The following is a 22034-nucleotide window of genomic DNA, read 5'->3' as shown; positions in this document are numbered from 1 at the left end:
TCCGCCCGCTCACCCTCCCTCAACTCCCGCTTCCCAGAAGGGTTATGGCACACACAATGGCACCCACGACGAAGGCGGCCGGTGACGGCAGTGGCCTCGTCGAGATGGCCTGGGATCCGATCACCCGGATCGTAGGCAGTCTCGGCATCCACACGAAGATCGACTTCAAGCAGAAGCGGGTCGCGGAGTGCTACAGCACTTCGTCGGTCTTCCGTGGCTACAGCGTCTTCATGCGGGGCAAGGACCCCCGGGACGCCCACTTCATCACCAGCCGCATCTGCGGGATCTGCGGCGACAACCACGCCACATGTTCCGTGTACACGCAGAACATGGCCTACGGGGTGAAGCCGCCGCACCTCGGTGAGTGGATCATCAACCTGGGCGAGTCGGCGGAGTACATGTTCGACCACAACATCTTCCAGGAGAACCTGGTCGGGGTCGACTACTGCGAGAAGATGGTCCGCGAGACCAACCCGGGAGTTCTCGAACTCGCCGAGCGTACCGAGGCGCCCCACGCCGGGGAGCACGGCTACCGCACGATCGCCGACATCATGCGCTCCCTCAATCCCATCGAGGGAGAGTTCTACCGCGAGGCCCTTCAAGTGAGCCGCTACACGCGGGAGATGTTCTGCCTGATGGAAGGGCGCCACGTGCACCCCTCCACGCTCTACCCGGGCGGTGTGGGAACGATCGCATCCGTCCAGCTCTTCACGGACTACCTCAGCCGCCTCATGCGGTACGTGGAGTTCATGAAGCGCGTCGTTCCCCTGCACGACGATCTGTTCGACTTCTTCTACGAGGCGCTGCCGGGGTACGAGGAGGTCGGCCGCCGACGGGTGCTGCTCGGCTGCTGGGGAGCGCTCAACGACCCCGAGTACTGCGACTTCACGTACGCCAACATGACCGACTGGGGACGGAAGATGTTCGTCACCCCCGGCGTGATCGTGGACGGCAAACTGGTCACCAACGACCTCACCGAGATCAACCTCGGCATCCGGATCCTGCTCGGCAGCTCGTACTACGACGACTGGGAGGGCAAGGAACAGTTCGTCACACACGACCCGCTGGGCAACCCGGTGGACCCCCGCCACCCGTGGAACCAGCACACCATCCCCGCACCGCAGAAACGGAACTTCGACGACAAGTACAGCTGGGTGATGTCGCCCCGCTGGTTCGACGGCAAGGACCACCTGGCGCTGGACACCGGCGGCGGTCCCATCGCCCGCCTCTGGTCCACCGCCCTGTCCGGGCTCGTCGACGTCGGGTATGTGAAGGCCACCGGTCACAGCGTCGTCATCAACCTGCCGCGCACGATGACCAAGCCCGAGACCACCTTCGAGTGGAAGATCCCGAAGTGGAGCAACGCGCTGGAGCGCAACCGCGCCCGCACGTACTTCCAGGCGTACGCCGCCGCGATCGCGCTGCACTGTGCCGAGAAGGGGCTCGAGGAGGTCCGCGCCGGACGCACCCAGACCTGGGAGAAGTTCGAGGTGCCCGACGAGAGCATCGGCGTCGGCTTCACGGAGGCCGTACGGGGCGTGCTCTCCCACCACATGGTGATCAGGGACGGCAAGATCGCCAACTACCACCCCTATCCGCCCACGCCGTGGAACGCCAGTACCCGGGACACCTTCGGCACCCCCGGCCCTTACGAGGACGCGGTGCAGAACACACCGATCTTCGAGGAGAACACCCCCGAGAACTTCAAGGGCATCGACATCATGCGGACCGTCCGCAGCTTCGACCCCTGTCTGCCGTGCGGCGTCCACATGTATGTGGGCGACGGCAAGACGGTCAAGCAGATGCATGTGCCCACCGGACTGAGCGGACTGGCCGGATGAGCGCCGCAGCGCCGCCGGCCGTCGCACCGCCGCGAGCCCTCGACGCCGTGGAGGCCGGGCAGCGGGTCGACGAGCTGCTCGACCGCCTGACCACCACCGGCGACCAGGAAGTGTGCGCCGCGGCGGAGGATCTGGTGCGGGTCCTGATGGACTTCTACGGCGCCGGCCTGGCCCGGATCGTCGACCGCCTCAGCACCCCGGCGGACCGCGCAACCGGCTACGCACCGCTCGCCGGACTGCTCGACGACGAACTCGTGTCGAGCCTGCTGGCCCTGCACGATCTGCACCCGGAGGACATCGGCACGCGCATCGCGCGCGCCCTGGACTCCGTACCCGACCCTGTCGAGGTCGTCGGCTTCGACGAGGAGAGCGGCATCCTGCGGCTGCGCTCCTCGTCCGAGGCCGGTGGCGGCGGTGGCTGCGGCTGTCCGAGCACGGGCGCGGCGGCCCAGCGCAGCGTCGAGGACGCGCTGGCCTGCTTCGTACCGGAAGTGAACCAGGTGGAGATGGAGCCCTCGGCCACCGACCGGGAGCCACCCCTGCTGCAGATCGTCACCCGCCCGCCGGCCGGACCTGCCGGCGCCGGGCAGGCCGCCCCGGCGAAGGCGCCATGAGCGCACCCCAGGCGCCTGCCGAGCGCCGCGCGCCCGTTGCCCGCATCCGAGGCCTGCGCAGATTCACCACAGCGCCGGAACCCCGGCAGGAACGCTGCGAGCTGTGCGGGGTGTCCGTGACCGAGGGCGGCCATCGGCATCTCGTGGACACCGAGAAGCGTGCGCTGGCCTGTGCGTGCACCCCGTGCGCCCTGCTCTTCGAGCGGCCGGGCGCAGCCGACGGGCGCTTCAGAACGGTCCCGGACCGCTATCTGTCCGATCCGGACCACCGTCTCGACGACGGTGCATGGGAACTCCTGCAGATCCCGGTCGGCGTCGCGTTCTTCTTCCGCAACGCCGCGCTGGACCGACTGGTCGCGCTGTACCCGAGCCCGGCCGGAGCCACCGAGAGCGAACTCGACCCGGATACCTGGCAGACCGTGCTCGGTACCAGTCGTCTCGCCGCACTGCTCGAACCCGATGTCGAGGCGCTGCTGATGCGCCGCACGGAGGGCCGGGCCGAGTGCTACCTCGTACCGATCGACATCTGCTACGAGCTGGTGGGACGCATGCGCCTCCTCTGGCAGGGCTTCGACGGCGGAGCGGAGGCGAGGGCCGACCTCCAGGCGTTCTTCGCACATGTCGAGGGACGCGCCCGGACCCAGGAGAAGAGGAAGCCGCGGTGACGGAATTCGCTTTCACCTGTACCGGAGTCCGCGCCGACCCGTACGCGGCGGGCCCCACGCTGGTCTTCCGGCTGCGCATCACCGCGTCCGCGGAAGCCCGGGTGCACGCCCTCGCGCTGCGCTGCCAGATCCGTATCGAACCGGCCCGGCGCGGCTACGAGCAGACCGAGGCGGACGGACTGCACGACCTCTTCGGCGACCGCTCACGCTGGGGAAACACACTCCAGCCCCTGCAGTTCGCGCAGGTCTCCCTCATGGTTCCGTCCTTCACCACGGAGACCGAGGTGGACCTCGTCGTGCCCTGTACCTACGACCTGGACGTCGCCGCGACACGGTACTTCGACGCGCTCCAGGACGGCGAGGTGCCGCTCCTCCTGCTCTTCTCCGGCACCGCCTTCACCGGGGACGGCGGTTTCCACGTCGAACCGGTGCCCTGGGACCGCGAGGCGTCCTGCCGGATGCCGGTGGCGGTGTGGAAGGACATGATCGAGCAGCACTTCCCGGGCTGCGGCTGGATCCGGCTGCCGCGCGACACCATGGACGCGCTGCTCGCCTTCCGCTCGCGGCAGGCCCTGCCGTCCTGGGAGGCGACCGTCCAGGCACTGATCGACCAGGCCGGAGCCGCAGGTACGCCACCTCCGCAGCCCCCTGAGCGCCCGGTGCACCGGGCCGTACTGCCCCGCCTCACCGAGAGGAGGGCGCCGTGACCGCACCCCTGCTCACGCCCGAACTGGAGTCCCGGTTCGCCACCGCCCGGCAGGTGGCCGACACCGTCCTCTTCGAGGGCTATGTGCTGTACCCGTACCGTGCCTCCGCGGCCAAGAACCGGCTGCGCTGGCAGTTCGGGGTGCTTGTGCCACCCGGCTGGGGCGCCGACTGCGAGGAGCACGACTTCCAGCACACCGAGTGTCTGATGGAGCCGAAGCCCGGCGCGACGCTCGCCGTCGAGGCGCGGTTCCTGCACGCTCAACGACGGACGGTTCAACAGGCCCGCAACGACGGCACGTTCGAGACCGTGGCCCAACTCGACCTGGCCGATCGGGTGCTGGTCCCGTGGGACGAGGGCACCGAGCAACGCGTCGAAGTGGTCGTGGACATTGCCGAACTGGACGGGGACGGTGTCACCGTCCCCTTCACCCGACCCGCCCGCGAGGAGACCGAACCCGTCCTGGACGCGGACGGGCGGACGGTGGGCCGCCTGGTCCGCCGCTGCGAGGAGATCAGCGGTGCCGTGCGGCTGTCCGCCCGCGAACTCGACGGCCCCTACCGGGTCATGAGGCTCACCGCCGTGGTGGAGAACACCACCGCCTGGACGCCCGACTCCGCCGAGGCCGACCGGGACGCCGCGCTCCCGCGGTCGCTGGTCGCCGCCCATCTCCTGCTGGGTCTCAGCGCGGGGTCGTTCCTGTCGATGACGGACCCGCCCGAGTGGGCCAAGGGTGCTGTCGCGGCCTGCCGCAACCTGCACACCTGGCCGGTGCTCGCCGGGGAACCCGGGAAGACGGACCTGATGCTGTCGTCCCCGATCATCCTGGAGGACCATCCGGCGATCGCCCCCGAGAGCCCGGGCGCGCTGTACGACGCCACCGAGATCGACGAGATCCTCGCCCTGCGCACGGCGGCCCTGACCGACCAGGAGAAGCGCGAGGCACGCGGCACCGATCCCCGGGCGGCAGCCGTCATCGACCTGGCCGAATCGATGCCCCCCGAGGTCCTGGAGCGACTGCACGGCGCGGTACGGGCCCTGCGGGAGATCACCGGACCCGACACGCCCCCGCCCGTCGCGCAGGACCCCGTCCCGGACGGCGTGGACCTGATCGACACCCGCGGCGTTCTGCGCCCCGACACCCCGTGGTGGGACCCGGCGAGCGACGACACCGCCGACCCGGCCCGGGACCGGATCCTGGTGGACGGACGGTCCGTGGGCGTGGGCAGCCGCGTTCTTCTGCGACCGGGGCTGCGGCGCACCGACGCCCAGGACCTGTTCCTCAAGGGCCGCAGCGCACAGGTCGAAGCAGTGCTCCACGACGTCGACGGCGGAGTGCACCTCGCGGTCACCGTGGAGGGCGACCCGGGCGCGGACATCCGCCGCGAGCAGGGGCGCTTCCTGTACTTCCAGCCGGACGAGATCGCCCCCCTGGAGGACGCGTGAACGCCCTTGCGCAGAAACAGCCGAGAACCCTGATTGCCGGGATCGGGAACATCTTCCTCGGCGACGACGGCTTCGGCGTCGAGACGGTGCGCGGACTGTCCTCGCACCGGCTCCCCGACCACATCGAGGTGGTCGACATCGGCGTACGGGGCGTCCACCTCGCCTACCAGCTCCTCGACGGATACGACACCCTCGTCCTGATCGACGCCACCGCACGCGGCGGCGACCCCGGAACCCTGTACCTGATCGAGGCCGACGAACCCGGCGCCGTCGAGCCGCAGAACGCGCTGCTCGACGGTCACCGGATGTCCCCCGACGCCGTCCTGGCACTGCTCGGCACCCTGTGCGCGGGCACCGGAGCGGTCCCGCCGAGGCGCACGCTCGTCGTCGGCTGCGAACCCGGCAGTGTCGACGAACGGATCGGGCTGAGCGCCCCCGTGGCCGCAGCGGTGCCACACGCCGTCCGGATGATCCTGGACCTCGTACAAGCAGCCGACCGTCCGGCCGACATCCGGCGGACGGCGGCCCGACCTGCCATGAACTGAGCAGAAGGAAGCCACCACCATGAAGAAGACCCTCATCTGCGGCCTGAGCGCCGCCGCTCTCGCCGTCGTCGTCGCGCAGATCCTGCCCGACGTCAGGCGCTATCTGCGGATGCGCTGCATGTGACGGCACCGGCCGCCCGGGCCCGGCGCACGGCTGCACCGAATGGAGCATGTGCCGTACGGATACCGGCGAGCCGGTCCGCCGGCCCCCGTCACCCGCCGCTGTAATGACGCAGTGCAGGACGGAGAACCAATGCACGAGATGTCGATCGCCATGGCCGTCGTCGACCAGGTGGAAGAGGCGGCTCAGGCCGGCGGAGCCACGTCGGTCGGGTCCGTCCGGCTCCAGGTCGGCGAACTGGCCGGAGTCGTTCCCGACGCCCTGTCCTTCTGCTTCGGACTTGCCTGCGCCGGGACGGTCCTGGAAGGAGCCGAACTCGTCATCGAATCCGTGGCGGCCCGCGCGCGGTGTGTGCCCTGCGCGGACGAATGGGCGGTCGGCATGCCGCCGCAGCTGTGCTGCCCGGTCTGCGGCGAGGCGACCGCCGAACTGCTGTCGGGCCGCGAGCTGCAGATCCTCAGCGTGCACTGGCAGGACGGCCCCGCACCCGAAGACACCCGCGAACCGATCTCCCAGGAGCACTGAACGATGTGCCGTGAAGTCGACCTGCAGCAGGCGGTACTCGCCAAGAACGACGCGACGGCCCACAGCCTGCGAGCCGCGCTCACGGCCCGCGGCACCACCGTCGTCAACCTGCTCTCCAGCCCCGGCAGCGGCAAGACCGAACTGCTGGAACGCGAACTCGGCCGGGCCCGCGAAAGGGGAGTTCCGGTTGCCGCACTCACCGCCGACCTCGCCACCGAGAACGACGCCGTGCGCCTGGCCCGGTCAGGCGTCCCCGTCAAGCAGGTACTCACCGACGGACTCTGCCACCTGGAGGCCGGCATGCTCGGCCGCCACCTGGACAACTGGCTGCCCGACGGGACCCGGATCCTTTTCGTGGAGAACGTCGGCAACCTGGTCTGCCCCGCCTCCTACGACCTGGGGGAGACGCTCAGGGTCGTCCTCGCCTCCGTGACGGAGGGCGAGGACAAACCGCTGAAGTACCCCACCGCATTCGGACTGGCCCAGCTCGTCGTGGTCACCAAGACCGACATCGCGGAGGCCGTCGACTTCGACGAGGCCGCGTTCCGTGCCCATGTCCAGCAGGTCAACCCCGGTGTGGAAGTGGTACTCACCGCCGCCCGCCGCGGTGAAGGGGTGGGCACGCTGCTCGACCGGGCCCTGGCCGCGGGGGAGGGCGCCCCGGTCCACACACCGGTGATGGCCCGGCAGCACCCGTACCCAGAGCACGCGCACTCCCACCCCGACATGGATTCGCCCGACGGCACGCACACCCATCGTGACCACGGGGCGAACGGCGGCTCGCACACCCACACCCACGCGCACACCGGCATGCATACGCACACCCATCCGGACCTGGGCACCCACGAGCACCCGCACACCGGCCCCCACGCACACCCGCACCCCGACGAGCCGCTCGTCGTGACGACAGCACCCGACTCCGCGGCGCAGTACCGCTCGTGACGACCCCGCAGCCGGACGCCGCCGTCGCCGGAGCCGTACAGCGCCGACGGGTCGTGGTCCGCGGCGTCGTGCAGGGCGTGGGATTCCGGCCCTACCTGTACGCCCGGGCCACCGGACTGGGCCTGGCCGGACACGTCACCAACACCACCGAAGGCGTCGTCGCCGAGGTCGAGGGCGCCCCGGCCGCCGTGGCCCTGTTCTGCGACCGGATCGCAGCGGAGGCGCCCCCGCTCGCCCGGGTGGACTCCGTCGACCACACGGAGGTCCCGCCCGCCGGCGGATCCCGCTTCAGCATCGTGGACTCCCGGACCGGCGGACCGGCCCGCACGTTGGTCTCCCCGGACGTGGCCACCTGCGCCGACTGCCTCGCCGAACTGGCGGATCCGGCCGACCGGCGCCACCGCCATCCGTTCATCACCTGTACGCACTGCGGGCCCCGGTTCACCATCGTCACCGGAGTGCCGTACGACCGCGCGCACACGACCATGCACCGCTTCCCGATGTGCGCCGACTGCGCCCGTGAGTACGCCGACCCCGCCGACCGGCGCTTTCACGCCCAGCCGGTCGCCTGCCCCGCCTGCGGCCCCCGGCTGCGACTGCTCGTCGGGCGGCCGGACCAGCCACTGCCCGCGCAGTGCGCAGCCGGACGCGACCCGGTCGAGGAGGCGCGCCGGCTGCTGTCCGACGGTGCGGTCCTCGCGATCAAGGGGCTCGGCGGCTACCACCTCGCATGCGATGCCGAGAACTCCGCCGCGGTGTCCCTGTTGCGCCGCCGGAAGGCCCGCGGCGACAAGCCGTTCGCCATGATGGCCCGCGACATCGACGACGTCGCACACCTCGTGCAGGTGGGCGGCGAGGAGCGGGCCCTGCTCACCGGCGGTGTCCGGCCCGTCGTCCTGCTGCGGCGGCGCGCCGACGCCCGCCCGGGCCCCCGCACCCCCTGGCCGTCCGATGCGGTCGCCCCGCGCAGCGCCGACCTCGGCGTGATGCTCCCGTACACCCCGCTGCACCATCTGCTGCTCGGCCTGCCCGGTGACCCGCCGGGACCGCGCCTGCTCGTCATGACCAGTGGCAACGTGGCCGGTGAACCGATCGTCACCGACGACGACGAGGCGCTGGAGCGGCTGGCCCACCTGGCCGACGCCTGGCTCACGCACGACCGCCCGATCCACGTGCCGTGCGACGACTCCGTGGTGCGCGTCTGCGACGGGGAGCGGCTGATCGTACGCCGCTCACGCGGCTACGCTCCGCTGCCGCTCGCCCTGCCCCACGCGGTGCCGGCGACCCTCGCCACCGGCGGCGACCTGAAGAACACCTTCTGCCTCGCCGAGGAACGCAGGGCCTGGCTGTCCGCCCATGTCGGCGACATGGACGACCTGGACACGCAGCACGCCTTCGCACGCGCCGAACAGCACATGGAGGCCCTCACCGGTGTGCGGCCCGGCATCCTGGCCACCGACCGGCATCCGCGCTACCGCGCCACCCAGTGGGCGCTGCGCCGGGCCGACGGCCGGCCGGTCGTGCGCGTACAGCACCACCACGCCCATATCGCCGCCGCGATGACCGAGCACGGCCGGGACGGCAGCCGCCGAGTGATCGGCGTCGCGTTCGACGGCACCGGATACGGGGACGACGGGGCGGTGTGGGGCGGCGAGATCATGCTGGCCGACTACGACGCCTATCACCGCTTCGCGCACCTCGCGTATGCTCCACTGCCCGGCGGCGACGCCGCCGTGCACCGGCCCTACCGGATGGCGCTCGCACATCTGTACGCGGCAGGCATCGGCTGGACGGACGATCTGCCCTGCACGGTAGCCTGCCCACCGGACGAACAACGTGTGCTGCTACGCCAGTTGGAGCGCAACCTCAACTGCGTCCCCACCTCCAGCATGGGCCGGCTGTTCGACGCTGTCTCCTCGCTGGCGGGCGTCTGCCACCGGGCCGGGTACGAAGCCCAGGCCGCCGTCGAACTGGAGGCCGCCGCGGTCGGCGCCGCCGCGGACCCCGGACCCGGATACGGCTTCGCACTGCGCCCGGCGGACGCGGGCGCCGGACAGCCATGGGTCATGGACCCGTCGCCGGTACTCGCAGCCGTCGTCGACGATGTGCGCGCCGGTGCGGCGCCGACCCTGGTCGCCGCACGCTTCCACGCGGCCCTCGCGGACCTTGTGCTCACGGTGTGCACCGCAGCCCGCAACCGACACGGTCTGCACGAAGTCGCGCTGACCGGCGGCGTGTTCGCCAACGCCCTGCTCTCCTCCCGGTGCGCCCGGATGCTCGACGAGAACGGCTTCACCGTCCTGCGTCACCGGGAGGTCCCCCCGAACGACGGCGGACTGGCGCTCGGCCAGCTCATGGTGGCCACCCGCAACGGAGCGTTGCGCACAAGCGCAGCCGCCGACTGACGCCCCGCCCGGCAGAGCCGGGCAACGCCCCCACCCACAGCAAGGAGCAGCCATGTGCCTGGCGGTACCCGGCAGAGTGATGGACATCGAGGAGCGTGACGGTACCCGGATGGCCACCGTCGACTTCGGCGGTGTGGTCAAGGAAGTGTGCCTGGAGTATCTGCCGGACCTTCAGGTCGGTGAATACGCCATCGTCCATGTGGGGTTCGCCCTGCAGCGGCTGGACGAGGAGTCGGCCAGGAGGACGCTCGAACTCTTCGCCGAACTCGGCCTGCTCCAGGAAGAGTTCGGGGAGTCGTGGGAACAGCCCGCGGAGATCGGCGAAATGTCCCGGTCCGGTGGCGCCGACGCACCGCAGGAGGTTCAGCAGTGAAGTACATCGAAGAGTTCCAGAACCCGGACCTGGCGCGCCGGCTGCTCGACGACATCCACTCCGTCGTGACCAGGCCCTGGGCGCTGATGGAGGTCTGCGGCGGACAGACGCACACCATCATCCGGCATGGCATCGACCAACTCCTGCCGGAACAGGTGGAACTGATCCATGGTCCGGGCTGCCCTGTCTGCGTCACGCCACTGGAGGTCATCGACAAAGCGCTGGAGATCGCCTCGCGCCCCGGGGTGATCTTCTGTTCGTTCGGGGACATGCTCCGGGTACCCGGAACCGGCCGTGACCTGTTCCGGGTCCGCAGCGAGGGTGGCGACGTGCGGGTCGTGTACTCGCCACTCGACGCCCTGAAGATCGCCCAGCAGAACCCCGACCGTGAGGTGGTCTTCTTCGGGATCGGATTCGAGACCACCGCACCGCCCAACGCCATGACGGTGTATCAGGCACGCAGACTCGGCATCGCGAACTTCAGCCTCCTGGTGTCCCATGTGCGCGTCCCCCCGGCCATCGAGGCGATCATGCAGTCGCCGAGCTGCCGGGTGCAGGGCTTCCTCGCCGCCGGCCACGTGTGCAGCGTGATGGGCACGCGGGAGTACCCGGAACTGGCCGAACGGTTCCAGGTGCCCATTGTGGTCACCGGTTTCGAGCCGCTGGACATCCTCGAAGGCGTACGGCGCACCGTCCTGCAACTGGAACGCGGTGAGCACACCGTGGAGAACGCGTACCCGCGCGCCGTGCACCCGGACGGGAACCCTGCGGCGCTCGCCATGCTGGACGACGTCTTCGAAGTCACCGACCGTGCCTGGCGTGGCATCGGCACCATTCCCGACAGCGGCTGGCGGCTCTCCACACGCTACCGGGACTACGACGCCGAGTACCGCTTCTCCGTCACCGGCATCCACACCGAGGAGCCCGCCGCCTGCCGAAGCGGTGAGGTCCTGCAAGGACTTCTGAAGCCGCACGAGTGCGAGGCGTTCGGTACCACCTGCACTCCACGCAACCCGCTCGGGGCCACCATGGTCTCCAGCGAGGGTGCCTGCGCCGCGTATTACCTCTACCGGCGCCTGGACATCACGACCGCAGCCAGGGAGACGAGCCCCGTTGCCTGAGACGACCGAAGCACTGAACGCCACCGCCACGGCGACGGCCGCCCCCGGCGAGCCGCCCGTACTCGACCTGACGGCCTGGACCTGCCCGGCACCGCTGCGCGACCAGCCGCGGGTGGTGATGGGCCACGGCGGAGGCGGGGCACTCTCGGCCGAACTGGTCCAGCACGTCTTCGCACCCGGCTACGGGGGCGACGTGCTGGCGCAACTGACCGACTCCGCCGTGGTGTCGCTGGGCGGCGCCCGGCTGGCCTTCTCCACCGACTCGTACGTCGTGCGGCCGCTGTTCTTCCCCGGCGGCAGCATCGGCGACCTCGCGGTCAACGGCACGGTCAACGACCTGGCCATGAGCGGGGCCCGGGCCGCCTACCTCTCCTGCGGTTTCATCCTTGAGGAGGGCGTAGAGGTCTCGGCCGTCGCACGCGTGGCCAACGCGCTGGGCGCAGCCGCGCGCGCAGCGGGCGTCGAGGTGGCGACCGGCGACACCAAGGTCGTGGACGCCGGTCACGGCGACGGCATCTTCATCAACACCGCCGGCATCGGCCTCGTCCCGGCAGGCGTCGATCTCCGTCCTCAGCGGGTGGTCCCCGGCGACGTCGTGATCGTCAGCGGTGCGATCGGCGAGCACGGCGTGGCGATCATGAGTGTGCGCGAGGGCCTGGAGTTCGGCGTGGAGATCGAGAGCGACTGCGCGGCCCTGGGCGGGCTGGTGGAGACCATGCTCGCGGTCACTCCGGACCTCCATGTCCTGCGCGATCCCACACGTGGTGGGCTGGCCGCGGCGCTGAACGAGATTGCGGCGGCCTCCGGCACCGGTGTCCTCCTGCAGGAACGCAACGTGCCGGTCCCGCCGGCCGTGGCCAACGCCTGCGCCATCCTGGGCCTGGACCCGATGTACGTGGCCAACGAGGGGAAACTCGTCGCGTTCGTCCCCCGCGAGCACGCCGAAGCCGTCCTGGCGGCGATGCGGGCGCATCCGCTGGGAGCGGAGGCGACCGTGATCGGCGAGGCCGTGGAGGCGCATCCCGGCATGGTCGTGGCCCGCACCGGGCTCGGTGGGACGCGCGTGGTCGACCTGCCGATCGGGGAGCAGCTGCCCCGGATCTGCTGAGCCGTCGCCCCTGCGGGTGGCGGTGCGCGGACGCGAGAGCCGCCACGCGTGGTGACCCTGCCGGACAGGTCGACACCGCCCAGGACCAGCTGAAGGGCCCGCTCGGTCCGGGTTCGTGGGCACCGGCTCAACGGCTAGGACGCCGCATCGGGCTTGTACGAGCCCGATGCGGCGCGTCGTCAGCCGGCCGGACGCCGCGTGAAGCCGGTGGCCGGGCGTCCCAGTCGCTCTCCGTCCACGACGATGTCGACGGCCTCGTTGTAGAAGGCGATGAGGTCCTTGACCGCCCGCACGGCAAGGGTGGGGTCGGGGTAGCTCCACGCCACATTTGCCGGTGCGTCGCTGTCCGCATCGGTCAGCGACCAGTACTCGGCCGTCCCTTTGTAGGGGCAGCCCGTACGCAGAGCGGTCGGGGTGAACAGGTCGAGGCGGACGTCCTCGCGGGGGATGTAGTAGCGGACAGGCAGGCGTGTCTCGAAGAGCAGGACCGGGCTGCGGGTGTCCGCGACCAGTGTTCCGCCGATCTCGATCTGCACCTGTCGTGAGCTGCGGAGTGCGTCGACGCGCACGTACGGGTCACGGGGGTGGACGAAGATCTCTTCCTCCTCCTCGTACCAGTGGTCGGGGCCCACGCCGGCACGCCCGAACCACTCGAAGGCGATGTGTCCGGCGAGTTCGGCGACGGGGAAGGTCCATGCGGCGTTGGGCTCTGTGACGCCGTCCACGAGGAGGTCGTAGAAGAGTGTGGAACCGGAGTGCGCTCCGGTGCCGGGGGCGGCCGCCGGACGGAGCAGATCGGTGCGGACGTCGTCCCGGGGGAACGCGTAGAGCGGCACGGGATGGCCGGGTTCCCATACGAGAACGGGCCGCCGGCTGTCGACGACGAAGGTCTCGCCTTTCTTTCCGCGCACACGACGCTCGCTCGGCTCCCAGGTCAGGACGGCGTCCGGTACCGGGTGACGGCGCTCGACGACAAGGGCGGGTGGAGTGGTCACGAAGTCCTCCTCTGCGACGGTGCTGATCAGAGTGTCCTCCGAAATCTCTGCCGGGGTCGCCGGGGACAACAAGGTCGGTGTGGGCGAGGCTTCGAGTCGTGCCGGCGGGGCGACAGGGCAGAAAAGCACGCCGTACCCGAAGGTGAGGTGTGCCTTCGGCGTTCGGCGTGCGGGTCGACCCCGGCGGGATCCATGACGAGCGGCGCACGGTGATCGACCGAGTCGGCCGCCCCCGCCCGCTCACGGCATGGGCAGGCGAGGCGGCAGTGTCCTACGGACGGTGCAATGCGGTGGGGGTCAGACCTGTGGCGGCGGCTGGTCCTGGCCCCGGTCCGAACCGAGCCGGCCCTTCAGCTGGTCCTGGGCGGTGTCGACCTGTCCGGTGTACTTGCCCTGGGTCCTCTCGTCGATGGTGTCACCCGCCTTGTCGATGCCCTTGCCCGCCTGGCTCTCGTGGCCCTTCAGCATGTGCTTGATCTTGTCCATCATGGACATGGGTCCTCCTCGGTGCGTTCACCCTGACCCTTCCAGCGTCGCCACTTGTGCCGCACTTCGCATCCGCACGTCACGACGGCCGTCCCACCTACACGGCTCGACGGACTGGAGATTGCCGCGCGCTATGTGCCCGCGAAGGACGAGGCCATGATCGGCGGGGATCTGTACGTGGTGCAGAGCACCCCGCACGGCACCCGCATCATGGTCGGAGACGTCCGGGGGAAGGGACTGGGTGCGGTGAACGCGGTCTGCGCGGACATCGGCGCCTTCCGGTACGCCGCGTACGAGGCCGAGGACCTCGGCCGGCTCGTGCCCGCGCTGGAGCGGGCGCTGGTGCGCGAGGGCGGACGGCGCGGGGGCGTGGAACAGCACGAGGGCTTCACCACGGCCCTGCTGGCGGAGTTCTCCGCCGACCTGGATGTCGTCGGAATGATCACGCTGGGACACGCCGCAGGCCGACGACGGCACGCAGGCTCGTCGCTCCAGGCCGGAAACCTTGAAGGCCGTGCGGACCGTCTCGCGGTCGTGCGGGCCGAAGGCGGTCCCGGGACGGCGCGCTGACGGACCGCGGCGCAGGGCCCTCCCATGCCGAGGGGACGGAGGGGCCGTTCTCGCGCGTCGGGGCCGGCTTCATGCGGGGATTCTCGTCCCCGATATCCCGCGGACGGCCGGTGTGCCGGTGGCATGGTGGACGTACTCGCGTACCAGCCGGAAGCCGGCGTTCCAGGCGAGCAGCCGACTGGCCCTGTTGTGTCGCGAGCAGCTCCAGCTGGGGGTGTGGCCACGTGCCGTGACGTCGGCGCAGAGCGCGGTGACACAACTGAGGGCGAGCTGCCGGCGGCGGTGGTCGGGGGCGGTGACGACGGCAAGGTCCTCGTACGCGCTGCCGAGAAAGTATGTGCACGCCACGGCGAGTGCTTCGTCTTGGCGGAAGGCGCCCCAGGCGTGCCCGGAGGCGGCGAGCCCGGCCGGGCCGCCCCAGCTGGCGTGTATCCAGGCGGCACCCGGGCCGAGCGCCGCGAGTGCGCCGGCATCGGCGGGGGTGACGCGGCGTACGGCCACGCCCTTGGGGGTGCGCGCAGGGGAGGTCGGGTCCTCCTGCTGTACGTAGACCATGCGCTCCCACGGCATGATCCGGTCGAAGGAAGCGCCAAGGACGGGAAGGAATCGGGCAGGTGCCTCGATGTAGCGCGAGCCGAGCGGTGCGAGTTCCGCGGGGACGAGTGCGCCGGGATCGCCACGCAGCAGTACGTGGGCGGCGCAGTCGACGGCGATCGCGCGCGGCTGGACGGTGTGGTCGGCCCAGAAGCGGCCGATCCCGGTGGTCAGGACATGCTCGGCCAGGGCTGCCGGCCCCGGCGCTCCGGCAGGGAACCAGTGTGAGTGCGCGGGACGTTGGTGCGGCGGGAGTTCGATCATGGTGGGTCCCTTCCGGAGCCGGGTGTACGGGAGAGGGGCGGTCTGTACGCCGGGTACGGGCCGCCCCTGCAGGCGGTTCAGCCGCTAGTTGGCGGCTTTGCTGCCGTGGTTGGCCTTCTTCCTGCGGCGGTCCTTCTTTTTGCGGGCGCGCTTCGACATAGGCGGGGTCGACGCGCTCGTCGCGGTCGTAGTACGCGCCGTTGACGATCTCCACCTCCGGGTAGCAGAGCCGCACCACATGGGCGGCGCCCTCGGCGGGGGAGGCCCCGTGGTGGCCGTAGAGGGAGAGAAGCCCGGTCTCGCAGATCCCGGGGTGGAGGGAGACGGCAGTGACCCGCGGGTCGGCGGCGAAGACGGTGAGGGCCGGCTGAGACCGGGCATAGGCGGCGAGTCGCGAGTAGCGGCGGGCCCGGATCGGGTCGCTCCACCGGATGGAGCCGGTGCGGTGCAGCGACGACGACACGTTGACCACGCGGCCGCCCGGGTCGCTCGTGAGCGCGGCCTCGAGGAGGTAGTGGGAGAGGAAGTTCACCTGAAAGGCGATCTCGTTGCCGTCGGCGGTGACCGTGTGTCGCTCGGCCGCCGCCATGCCCGCGTTGTTGACCAGCACGTCCAGGTGCGGGTGGGTCGCGACGACCCGCCGGGCCATCGCCTCCACCTCCTCGAAGTGCGTGAAGTCGGCTGCGTAGGCGCTGAAGATGATCGCCGACGTGATGACCGACGGGCCGTGCAGGCCACGATGGTCAGCGCCGATTCCCGGACAGGGAGGTGACCACTTCATGGTGACCGTCCTCACGGGCGCAGCGAGTCAGTCCGCCAACTCCCTGGTGCTCAGCGGTATGTGCCAGGAAATCCGGCGCTGGACGGCGGCCATGTCGTCCTGCAACGGAGAGGGCGGTACGGCGAGCACGGGGCAGGCTGCGTGCGCGAGGCAGTACCGGGCGACCGAAGGATGCAGAGCCCTCCGCAGCCGCCCGCGCGCCCCGGCCCCGACGACCAGCAGGTCCTCGGGGCCGCTCGTCGCAGCGATCAGTGCGGCGCCCGGTGTGCCCCGCACGACCAGAGCCTCCATCGGCACCCCGGGCCCTGCCGGGCCGAAGGCGGTGTCCACCGCCCGGAGCAGCCGGTCGCCCGCCACCCGGCGGTACTCGGTGAGCAGCCCGGGCCACGGCTGATTGCGCTGCCCGAGCTCGCCGCCGGGAGGTGACCAGGCCAGTACGGCTCGCAGTACGGCATCGGTGCGCCGGGCCTCGGCCGCGGCCCGGTGCAGCGCTGTCAGACTGCCCAGCGTGCCGCTCACACCGGCCACCACACGGCGACCGCCCGCTCGCTCCATTGCGTCACCACTCCTTGCCGCACCTCAGGTCCTGACCTCATGGAAGGCCCAAGGACGGCGGCGATCATGGTGCGTTGTCGATTCCCTGACGCCGGGGTAGCAGAACCTGACGAACCCATGACGGCGTCACGCGTGAGGGGCGGGCACTGTTTTGCCGTGCGGGGCCGGAACCGGTGTCGCGACATCGCCGCCCGTCCCGAACCGGCGGGCCGCCCGGTCGCCGTCCGCGCTGATCACCCGGGCGCGCCGCTCCCGCTCGGCCTCTGCCTGCCGCGACATGGAACGCTTCGGCGACTCCGGCAGCTGTGCGTCCTTGATCTCGACCCGGTCGATGGGCGCAGAGCATCCGAGCCGTGCGGGGTGCCGGGCCGTCACCATTCGGCCTGTGTGCTTCGGGCCTCGCCATGGGTCGCGAAGGACCTGGGGAGATCCGACCGGAGATGTGATGCGTAGGCATCGGGACGGGCGGCGGGGTGCGTTTTCGCTGTGCTGGAAGCAGCGGCTTGCTGCCGACAGGGTGAGCGGGCGGCAGCATGTCCCCCGGAAAGCCCAACGATGCGCCAGATACGCCTGTTTTCCCGGCTTTTCACGGCCTGTCAGATGCCGCGTCGGTCCGTGAGACCCGTTGTTCGTACACCCGGTCGGCCCCTTCGCGTCACACCTTCGGTATGTCCGATATGACAGCTAAAGGGACTATTAGTACGTTCATCGCAGGTCGGCTTCCTGGCCGACGTCTCTGAGACAGGGAGAAGTGACATGACGACGCGTAACGTCGCTGTGACCGCCGCCGTAGTGGGCGCCGCGGTTCTAGCTACAACTGGCATTACCTATGCCTCGGCTGCCGGATCCGCTCCGGCCGCCCCGGCTGTTCAGCAGGCTGCCCCCGCCGCGGCTGGCCCTGGTGGCGAAGGTAACGGAAACGGAAACGGAAACGGAAACGGAAACGGAAACGGAAACGGAAACGGCGACGAGGGTCGCGGTGGCAACGGCGGCAACGGCGGCGGTGACCGCGGCGGCAACGGCGGCGGTGGCGGCGGCGGCGGTGACCGCGGCGGCAACGGCGGCGGCGGCGGCGGTGACCGCGGCGGCAACGGCGGCGGTGGCGGCTACGGCGGCGGTGGCGGCGGTGGCCGCGGCGGCAACGGTGGCAACGGTGGCGGCTACGGCGGCGACGGCGGTTACGACGACGGCGGCTACGGCAAGGACCGGATCCACATCAACGAGCGGTCGTACTCCGCCCACTCGGACGGCTGCATCACCGTGGTCAGCGGTCTGGGCTCGCGGAGCTTCAACGTCCGCAACGACAGCCGTCGTACCGTTGAGCTCTTCCGTGGGGCGACCTGCGACAACGGCTCCCCGGTTGCCACTGTCGGTCCTTGGAGCACCAGCAACGGCGTCTTCACCCGCTTCGTTCACGGGGGCGTGTGGGTGAAGAACGGCGTCGTGGGCAGCTTCCGAGTGGTCAGGGACCACGACGGCAAGTGGTAACAGCTCCACCCGCATCACATGGAAACCCCGGCCCGTCGGAATCGGGCCGGGGTTTCCGGCATGGGATACTCCTCGGCGCATGCCCGGCTCCGGACGGTCGCACACGCGTGCGACCTGCGTCCTGTGCCCCATACACCTGCTACGTCATAGAAGGCGGTGGATGATGCGGCCGGCCGCGGACTTCGAGACCCCGGACAGCGGCGCCGACCGGCGCACCGTCAGGTTCGTCCGCCTGCGCGCGGCGCAGGCGGGTCGCTCGGACCGAAGAATCCCGGCGTGCGCCCGTCGCGAAAGCCAGGATCTCGGTAGTGGCGGTGTACGCCGTCCACTGCAACAGGAACGTTGACTCCCCACACCGTCGTGCCGGCATGCAAGCCGGACTTCACGAATCCGGTTCCGGTCCACTTCGGTGGGGACGGTGGCCCGTGTGCTGGTCTCGTCGTCGCTGACCTGGAACTTCCGGAGATCCTCATTCCTCGGTCTGCCGCAGTGCATAGTCAACGCGCTGCCACAGAAGGCGAGTTGGTTCGTGTGGCCGCCCGGGCCGAACCGACAGTGTGTCGGCAGTGCGGTCATCCGATCCGTACACCTACTACCAGAGGCCGAGCCGTGCGAGCGGGTCCGGTCTGCCCGGGCCAACTCGTCGGCGAGGTGGAGAGGCTGATGCACGGGTCCGGCAGTGAACTGGTCGGCGACGTCTCGATCGCACGGCGGGCAGCGGCGATCCGGTGACGTTGTTTCACCCGTCTGGGCGGGCTGGCGTGCCGACAGGTTTCCCTGTCCGCACTCTAGAGTCCATCAAAGGCGCAGGTCCGTGGTCCACGTCGGACCGCCGGTACTTGCAAGGCTCGCTTCGCGACCGGAATGCCCGCCGTCACGCCGAGCCTGCCTGAAGGCACGGTGTGTTTGGGGGCGGCCTGCACTTCACACGAGAGAGGCACGGCATGGCGCACGGCTGCGGCAGGACGCGGTGGAAGCGCTTCGCCCTTGTCCTGCTTCCGAGCACGGTGGCTGCCGCGGCCCTGGGTATCGGCATGGCGCAAGGCGCACTGGCCGCGTCATTCTTCATCTCCGGCGACCGGTTCCAGGTCGCTGCGGACACACTGGTCGCTCGCGGTCTGAGTATCTACGGCACGGTGGACGTCACCAGAGAGGGCCGCCATGTGCCGGTCGTGGTCACAGGTGCCAGGCAAGCGACCATCACAAATCTGTGCCAGTCCGTAGAGGCCGCGATCCCGGTTCTGGGCGTGTACACACTGCGGCTCACCGGCGGCGACCGCGGCGACCGGGTCGAGGCGCGGGACCTCTTCATCGACCAGACATCCTTGGTGGCCGACCGGGCGATCTTCCATGACATCGACATCGGTGTCGCCGCGGGCTCGCTCACCAAAGGTCCGATCAACCCGGGCGACCGGGCCTCGGGCTTCTTCGATCCCAACGCCTCTGCTCAGGAGGCCGCATCGGTCACCCTGACCGACGTGCGCTCGAACGCGGTTGCGGTCTCGGCTGCCACCCTCAACATCCCCGACCTCGCATTGAGACTCAAGCAGGGCAGCCACCGCTGCTTCTGACTCCGGGCCCACGCCTACAGCCCCGGACACTGTGCCGATGCGTGGTCGTGGAGGGCCGGCCCTGCCCGATCGGCTGAGGCCGGACGCGCACGCACTCGACGTACCGGACCGTCGCAGGTGATGCCTGCTCCTTCACCCTGAAAGCCGCACGTGATCAACGAGCCTTCCGGCACCCGCCCAGGACTACGCGACAGGATCGACGGCACACGACGCAGATTCAGAACTTGGCGCGGTGGGCGCCCGTTCTGGGCAGGTCTGTTCATGCTCTCGGCGGGGGCGCCCATCGTCTACTTCCCTTACGTCCACATCACGCTGGAGGGCGTCCCTGTGGCGCTGTCCACCACGGCCGGTGCCGCGTCACTGATCATCGGGATCCTGCTCATGGCCCTGGGCGTCACGCTCTGGTTCCATCAGCAGGTGCGCGTCTTCGCCGGGGTCGCGGGCTTGTTGCTCACCCTCGCCTCCTTCCCCCTGGCCAACTTCGGGGGCCTCTTTTTCGGACTGTTCTCCGGCCTTGTCGGGGGTTCCCTGGCTTGCGCCTGGGAACCCTCCCCGCCGGAGGCCGAGGTGCAGAACAGAGAAGTCCCGGCATCTGTGACGATTCCGGGGAGCAAGGGCCCACATGGCAGTTGACAGTCTGACCGGTCACGCCTGGGGTGCCCCGGATACCCCGATGAGTTGCCGGGGCGAGAACCCGCCGACGACAGGTGATACGGACCGGTTGCGGCTGCCGATCACCAGGGCACTGACACTGACAGCACTACCGGCGTTGCTGCTCGGCGTGGCGGCGGCGGGTTCGACGGCGCGGCCGGCGGCCGACGGCACCTCTGCGTTCGAAGTGGCGCGTTCCGATGCCCCGCTCGACCGGCCGTCCGCCCGGTTGGCGAACGAACCCTGGATTCTGCGCGCCGGCAGACTCGTCCTGCACGGCAGCGCCTTCCGCGGCGTGGTGACCGTGCGTACCCCGGCCGGGCCCAAGCGCCTTCTGAAGTTCACGTCCCGGTCCGTGGACATCGGCGACCTCGACCTGACGACACGTCCCAGCGGGGCCATTCACCTGCAATCCAAGCCCGCCACTACCTCCACCATCAGGGGCGACGGCTTGGTGACGCTGTACCTCGAGGAGCTGTCCGGCACGCTGACCAGTCTGGGTGGGGCACCCCTGCCCGCGGTCCGCAGCGTCACTCTCACCCCCGATGCCCTTCCGCAGTGGCTCTTTCACGCTGTCGCACACCCGCGTACCGTCTCGTTCGACACCGTGACCGTTTCCCAGGCCGGCCAGTTCGACGGCGATCTGACCATCGAGGGTGCGCTCTTCCGCGCCGCTGGTGAGTGAGACGTCGCGGGTTCCGAGAGGCCACCGACGGACGTGCCGGACGGCCCCCGCGGATTGCTGTGTGCTGCGCGACCCGCAGGGCCCGGCGAACCTGGGGACCGTCCCTGTCGGCGCTCGCCACAACACCCGGGCCCGGACCTGAGCATGGGGCCGACCCTGCACCACCTCTCGCCTACTACGGCGTCGTTGTGTGCACATTGCCTGAGGAACATATCCACCTGTCCGTACGCGAGGTATCCGAAGAACTCGGGCGCCCAACTCGCCAAAGCACTGGAGTCCCGACGATTCCTGCCCGGATGCCCTCTTCAATCACTCGGTGGTCCGCGTGACATGGCGAGATGCCGCAGCGTATGTGCAGGCGGCGGGCAAGGGGATATCAATGATTCCTCAGCGGGAAGGAGTCGCGCGCCGCTCCAAGACATCCCCTCCCCTTGCAGAAGCGCTGCAACAGCTGCCGAGTGCAACGTCAGTGAGCCCCCGACAGGCCATACCACCACCAGTGAGCCGTTATCGGAGCGGGCGTCAGTCCTTGAGGCGTATACGACCCGTGTGGCAACGTCTGGGAATGGGCGAGCACACAATTCGAGCCCAGCCGTCCCGTCACAAACTCAAAGGCAGCGCATTTGCCGGCCCATTTTTTTCCCTGGCCCGTCCTTCGTCCTCATGCGATGCCCCTCCTCGCGATGTCCGACGACGACAGCCGGTTTTGCTGCGCCCTCGGCGCCGGGGGCAACACCAAGAGGTACATGAACGAGTGCCCTGCCGGCTCCGGCGTCTCACCGGAGTCAACCGTGCGGCCTGGGGTGTGCGGGCGGCCCTGTCGCGAAGCGACGAGATCGGGACGGGCGCCCGGAAGGGCTCCTTGCCGGCCTCCTCGTCCTCGGAGACCTAAGGGCTGTCCCGTAATCCCTGGCGGGCGCGCGACGACAGCTACGGCACCTCGCTGCGTTGTCGGAACGCCCGAATACGCCCAGTATGAGGA

Annotated in this window: 20 protein-coding genes and 4 pseudogenes; 17 read left to right on the top strand and 7 right to left on the bottom strand. The window is 70.0% G+C overall.

Annotated features, from left to right (window positions below; translation table 11 throughout):
* Positions 1 to 56 precede the first annotated feature (56 nt).
* The 12 genes from ABZV38_RS31825 (at position 57) to hypE (ending at position 12412) form a co-directional block, all read left to right on the top strand.
* Positions 57 to 1841 (top strand): nickel-dependent hydrogenase large subunit, encoded by a 1785-nt coding sequence (locus tag ABZV38_RS31825; RefSeq protein ID WP_356331905.1) that lies wholly within the window; start codon positions 57 to 59, stop codon positions 1839 to 1841.
* A complete protein-coding gene (locus ABZV38_RS31820; RefSeq protein WP_356331904.1) occupies positions 1838 to 2455 on the top strand; it encodes a hypothetical protein in 618 nt (205 codons plus the stop codon). The genes ABZV38_RS31825 and ABZV38_RS31820 overlap by 4 nt, the downstream gene beginning before the upstream one ends.
* The gene (locus ABZV38_RS31815) at positions 2452 to 3120 is read left to right on the top strand and encodes a DUF5947 family protein (protein WP_356331903.1); all 669 of its coding nucleotides are present in this window, start codon (positions 2452 to 2454) and stop codon (positions 3118 to 3120) included. Before ABZV38_RS31820 ends, ABZV38_RS31815 begins: the two co-directional genes overlap by 4 nt.
* Positions 3117 to 3827, top strand: a complete 711-nt coding sequence (locus ABZV38_RS31810) for a DUF6084 family protein (RefSeq protein ID WP_356331902.1) — start codon at positions 3117 to 3119, stop codon at positions 3825 to 3827. Before ABZV38_RS31815 ends, ABZV38_RS31810 begins: the two co-directional genes overlap by 4 nt.
* Positions 3824 to 5272, top strand: a complete 1449-nt coding sequence (locus tag ABZV38_RS31805; protein ID WP_356331901.1) for a hypothetical protein — start codon at positions 3824 to 3826, stop codon at positions 5270 to 5272. The genes ABZV38_RS31810 and ABZV38_RS31805 overlap by 4 nt, the downstream gene beginning before the upstream one ends.
* Entirely contained in the window at positions 5269 to 5817 is a 549-nt protein-coding gene (locus tag ABZV38_RS31800; RefSeq protein WP_356331900.1) for a hydrogenase maturation protease, read from the top strand. Before ABZV38_RS31805 ends, ABZV38_RS31800 begins: the two co-directional genes overlap by 4 nt.
* Positions 5818 to 6070: 253 nt before the next feature.
* Entirely contained in the window at positions 6071 to 6463 is a 393-nt protein-coding gene (hypA, locus tag ABZV38_RS31795) for a hydrogenase maturation nickel metallochaperone HypA (protein WP_356331899.1), read from the top strand.
* A gap of 3 nt (positions 6464 to 6466) precedes the next feature.
* Complete coding sequence (gene hypB, locus ABZV38_RS31790; protein WP_356331898.1) at positions 6467 to 7405, top strand: hydrogenase nickel incorporation protein HypB; 939 nt, start codon at positions 6467 to 6469, stop codon at positions 7403 to 7405.
* Positions 7402 to 9810 (top strand): carbamoyltransferase HypF, encoded by a 2409-nt coding sequence (gene hypF, locus ABZV38_RS31785; protein ID WP_356331897.1) that lies wholly within the window; start codon positions 7402 to 7404, stop codon positions 9808 to 9810. Before hypB ends, hypF begins: the two co-directional genes overlap by 4 nt.
* A 52-nt stretch (positions 9811 to 9862) precedes the next feature.
* Positions 9863 to 10183 carry a HypC/HybG/HupF family hydrogenase formation chaperone gene (locus ABZV38_RS31780; protein WP_356331896.1) on the top strand — a complete coding sequence of 107 codons (321 nt, stop codon included), beginning with the start codon at positions 9863 to 9865 and terminating at the stop codon, positions 10181 to 10183.
* A complete protein-coding gene (gene hypD, locus ABZV38_RS31775) occupies positions 10180 to 11304 on the top strand; it encodes a hydrogenase formation protein HypD (RefSeq protein WP_356331895.1) in 1125 nt (374 codons plus the stop codon). The genes ABZV38_RS31780 and hypD overlap by 4 nt, the downstream gene beginning before the upstream one ends.
* Positions 11305 to 11317: 13 nt before the next feature.
* Entirely contained in the window at positions 11318 to 12412 is a 1095-nt protein-coding gene (gene hypE, locus ABZV38_RS31770) for a hydrogenase expression/formation protein HypE (protein WP_356331914.1), read from the top strand.
* A gap of 179 nt (positions 12413 to 12591) precedes the next feature.
* Here the strand turns inward: hypE and ABZV38_RS31765 are convergent, their stop codons facing one another.
* Positions 12592 to 13407: a DUF427 domain-containing protein gene (locus ABZV38_RS31765; RefSeq protein ID WP_356331894.1), complete on the bottom strand. Its 816-nt coding sequence runs from the start codon at positions 13405 to 13407 to the stop codon at positions 12592 to 12594.
* A gap of 297 nt (positions 13408 to 13704) precedes the next feature.
* Complete coding sequence (locus tag ABZV38_RS31760) at positions 13705 to 13902, bottom strand: antitoxin (protein WP_356331893.1); 198 nt, start codon at positions 13900 to 13902, stop codon at positions 13705 to 13707.
* Positions 13903 to 13986: 84 nt separating this feature from the next.
* On the opposite strand from ABZV38_RS31760, the pseudogene ABZV38_RS31755 reads away from it, so the two are divergent.
* Positions 13987 to 14463, top strand: a pseudogene (locus ABZV38_RS31755) (SpoIIE family protein phosphatase); the annotation flags it as partial.
* Between the two features lie 69 nt (positions 14464 to 14532).
* Here the strand turns inward: ABZV38_RS31755 and ABZV38_RS31750 are convergent.
* The 4 genes and pseudogenes from ABZV38_RS31750 to ABZV38_RS31735 form a co-directional block, all read right to left on the bottom strand.
* Positions 14533 to 15321: a GNAT family N-acetyltransferase gene (locus ABZV38_RS31750; protein ID WP_356331892.1), complete on the bottom strand. Its 789-nt coding sequence runs from the start codon at positions 15319 to 15321 to the stop codon at positions 14533 to 14535.
* 160 nt (positions 15322 to 15481) lie between these two features.
* Positions 15482 to 16012, bottom strand: a pseudogene (locus ABZV38_RS31745) (SDR family NAD(P)-dependent oxidoreductase); the annotation flags it as partial.
* A gap of 117 nt (positions 16013 to 16129) precedes the next feature.
* Positions 16130 to 16657 carry a universal stress protein gene (locus ABZV38_RS31740; RefSeq protein WP_356331891.1) on the bottom strand — a complete coding sequence of 176 codons (528 nt, stop codon included), beginning with the start codon at positions 16655 to 16657 and terminating at the stop codon, positions 16130 to 16132.
* A gap of 216 nt (positions 16658 to 16873) precedes the next feature.
* Positions 16874 to 16990: pseudogene (locus ABZV38_RS31735) on the bottom strand (slipin family protein); the annotation flags it as partial.
* A gap of 423 nt (positions 16991 to 17413) precedes the next feature.
* On the opposite strand from ABZV38_RS31735, the gene ABZV38_RS31730 reads away from it, so the two are divergent.
* A complete protein-coding gene (locus ABZV38_RS31730) occupies positions 17414 to 18145 on the top strand; it encodes a hypothetical protein (RefSeq protein WP_356331890.1) in 732 nt (243 codons plus the stop codon).
* A 159-nt stretch (positions 18146 to 18304) separates the two neighbouring features.
* Here ABZV38_RS31730 and ABZV38_RS31725 read toward each other — a convergent pair.
* Positions 18305 to 18388, bottom strand: a pseudogene (locus ABZV38_RS31725) (IS5/IS1182 family transposase); the annotation flags it as partial.
* A gap of 701 nt (positions 18389 to 19089) precedes the next feature.
* On the opposite strand from ABZV38_RS31725, the gene ABZV38_RS31720 reads away from it, so the two are divergent.
* The 3 genes from ABZV38_RS31720 to ABZV38_RS31710 all read left to right on the top strand — a co-directional run bounded on the left by ABZV38_RS31720 (position 19090) and on the right by ABZV38_RS31710 (position 21052).
* Positions 19090 to 19716, top strand: a complete 627-nt coding sequence (locus ABZV38_RS31720) for a DUF6230 family protein (RefSeq protein WP_356331889.1) — start codon at positions 19090 to 19092, stop codon at positions 19714 to 19716.
* A gap of 150 nt (positions 19717 to 19866) precedes the next feature.
* On the top strand, positions 19867 to 20349 hold the full coding sequence (locus tag ABZV38_RS31715) for a DUF6114 domain-containing protein (RefSeq protein ID WP_356331888.1): 483 nt from the start codon (positions 19867 to 19869) through the stop codon (positions 20347 to 20349).
* Positions 20339 to 21052 carry a hypothetical protein gene (locus ABZV38_RS31710; protein WP_356331887.1) on the top strand — a complete coding sequence of 238 codons (714 nt, stop codon included), beginning with the start codon at positions 20339 to 20341 and terminating at the stop codon, positions 21050 to 21052. The genes ABZV38_RS31715 and ABZV38_RS31710 overlap by 11 nt, the downstream gene beginning before the upstream one ends.
* The last annotated feature ends 982 nt before the right edge of the window (positions 21053 to 22034 follow it).

It is taken from the genome of Streptomyces sp. NPDC005181 (assembly GCF_040608395.1).
Taxonomy (GTDB): domain Bacteria; phylum Actinomycetota; class Actinomycetes; order Streptomycetales; family Streptomycetaceae; genus Streptomyces.
Note: the sequence above shows the minus strand (reverse complement) of the source record. Positions and strands in the feature narration are given on the sequence as shown.

Excerpts from the sequence above, each read along its gene's own strand:
- ABZV38_RS31815 (WP_356331903.1), top strand. The coding sequence starts at position 2,452 with ATGAGCGCACCCCAGGCGCCTGCCGAGCGCCGCGCGCCCGTTGCCCGC.
- ABZV38_RS31780 (WP_356331896.1), top strand. The coding sequence starts at position 9,863 with ATGTGCCTGGCGGTACCCGGCAGAGTGATGGACATCGAGGAGCGTGAC.
- hypA (WP_356331899.1), top strand. The coding sequence starts at position 6,071 with ATGCACGAGATGTCGATCGCCATGGCCGTCGTCGACCAGGTGGAAGAG.
- ABZV38_RS31740 (WP_356331891.1), bottom strand. The coding sequence starts at position 16,657 with ATGGAGCGAGCGGGCGGTCGCCGTGTGGTGGCCGGTGTGAGCGGCACG.
- ABZV38_RS31825 (WP_356331905.1), top strand. The coding sequence starts at position 57 with ATGGCACCCACGACGAAGGCGGCCGGTGACGGCAGTGGCCTCGTCGAG.
- ABZV38_RS31720 (WP_356331889.1), top strand. The coding sequence starts at position 19,090 with ATGGCGCACGGCTGCGGCAGGACGCGGTGGAAGCGCTTCGCCCTTGTC.
- ABZV38_RS31820 (WP_356331904.1), top strand. The coding sequence starts at position 1,838 with ATGAGCGCCGCAGCGCCGCCGGCCGTCGCACCGCCGCGAGCCCTCGAC.
- ABZV38_RS31760 (WP_356331893.1), bottom strand. The coding sequence starts at position 13,902 with ATGTCCATGATGGACAAGATCAAGCACATGCTGAAGGGCCACGAGAGC.
- ABZV38_RS31710 (WP_356331887.1), top strand. The coding sequence starts at position 20,339 with ATGGCAGTTGACAGTCTGACCGGTCACGCCTGGGGTGCCCCGGATACC.
- ABZV38_RS31750 (WP_356331892.1), bottom strand. The coding sequence starts at position 15,321 with ATGATCGAACTCCCGCCGCACCAACGTCCCGCGCACTCACACTGGTTC.
- ABZV38_RS31730 (WP_356331890.1), top strand. The coding sequence starts at position 17,414 with ATGACGACGCGTAACGTCGCTGTGACCGCCGCCGTAGTGGGCGCCGCG.
- hypB (WP_356331898.1), top strand. The coding sequence starts at position 6,467 with ATGTGCCGTGAAGTCGACCTGCAGCAGGCGGTACTCGCCAAGAACGAC.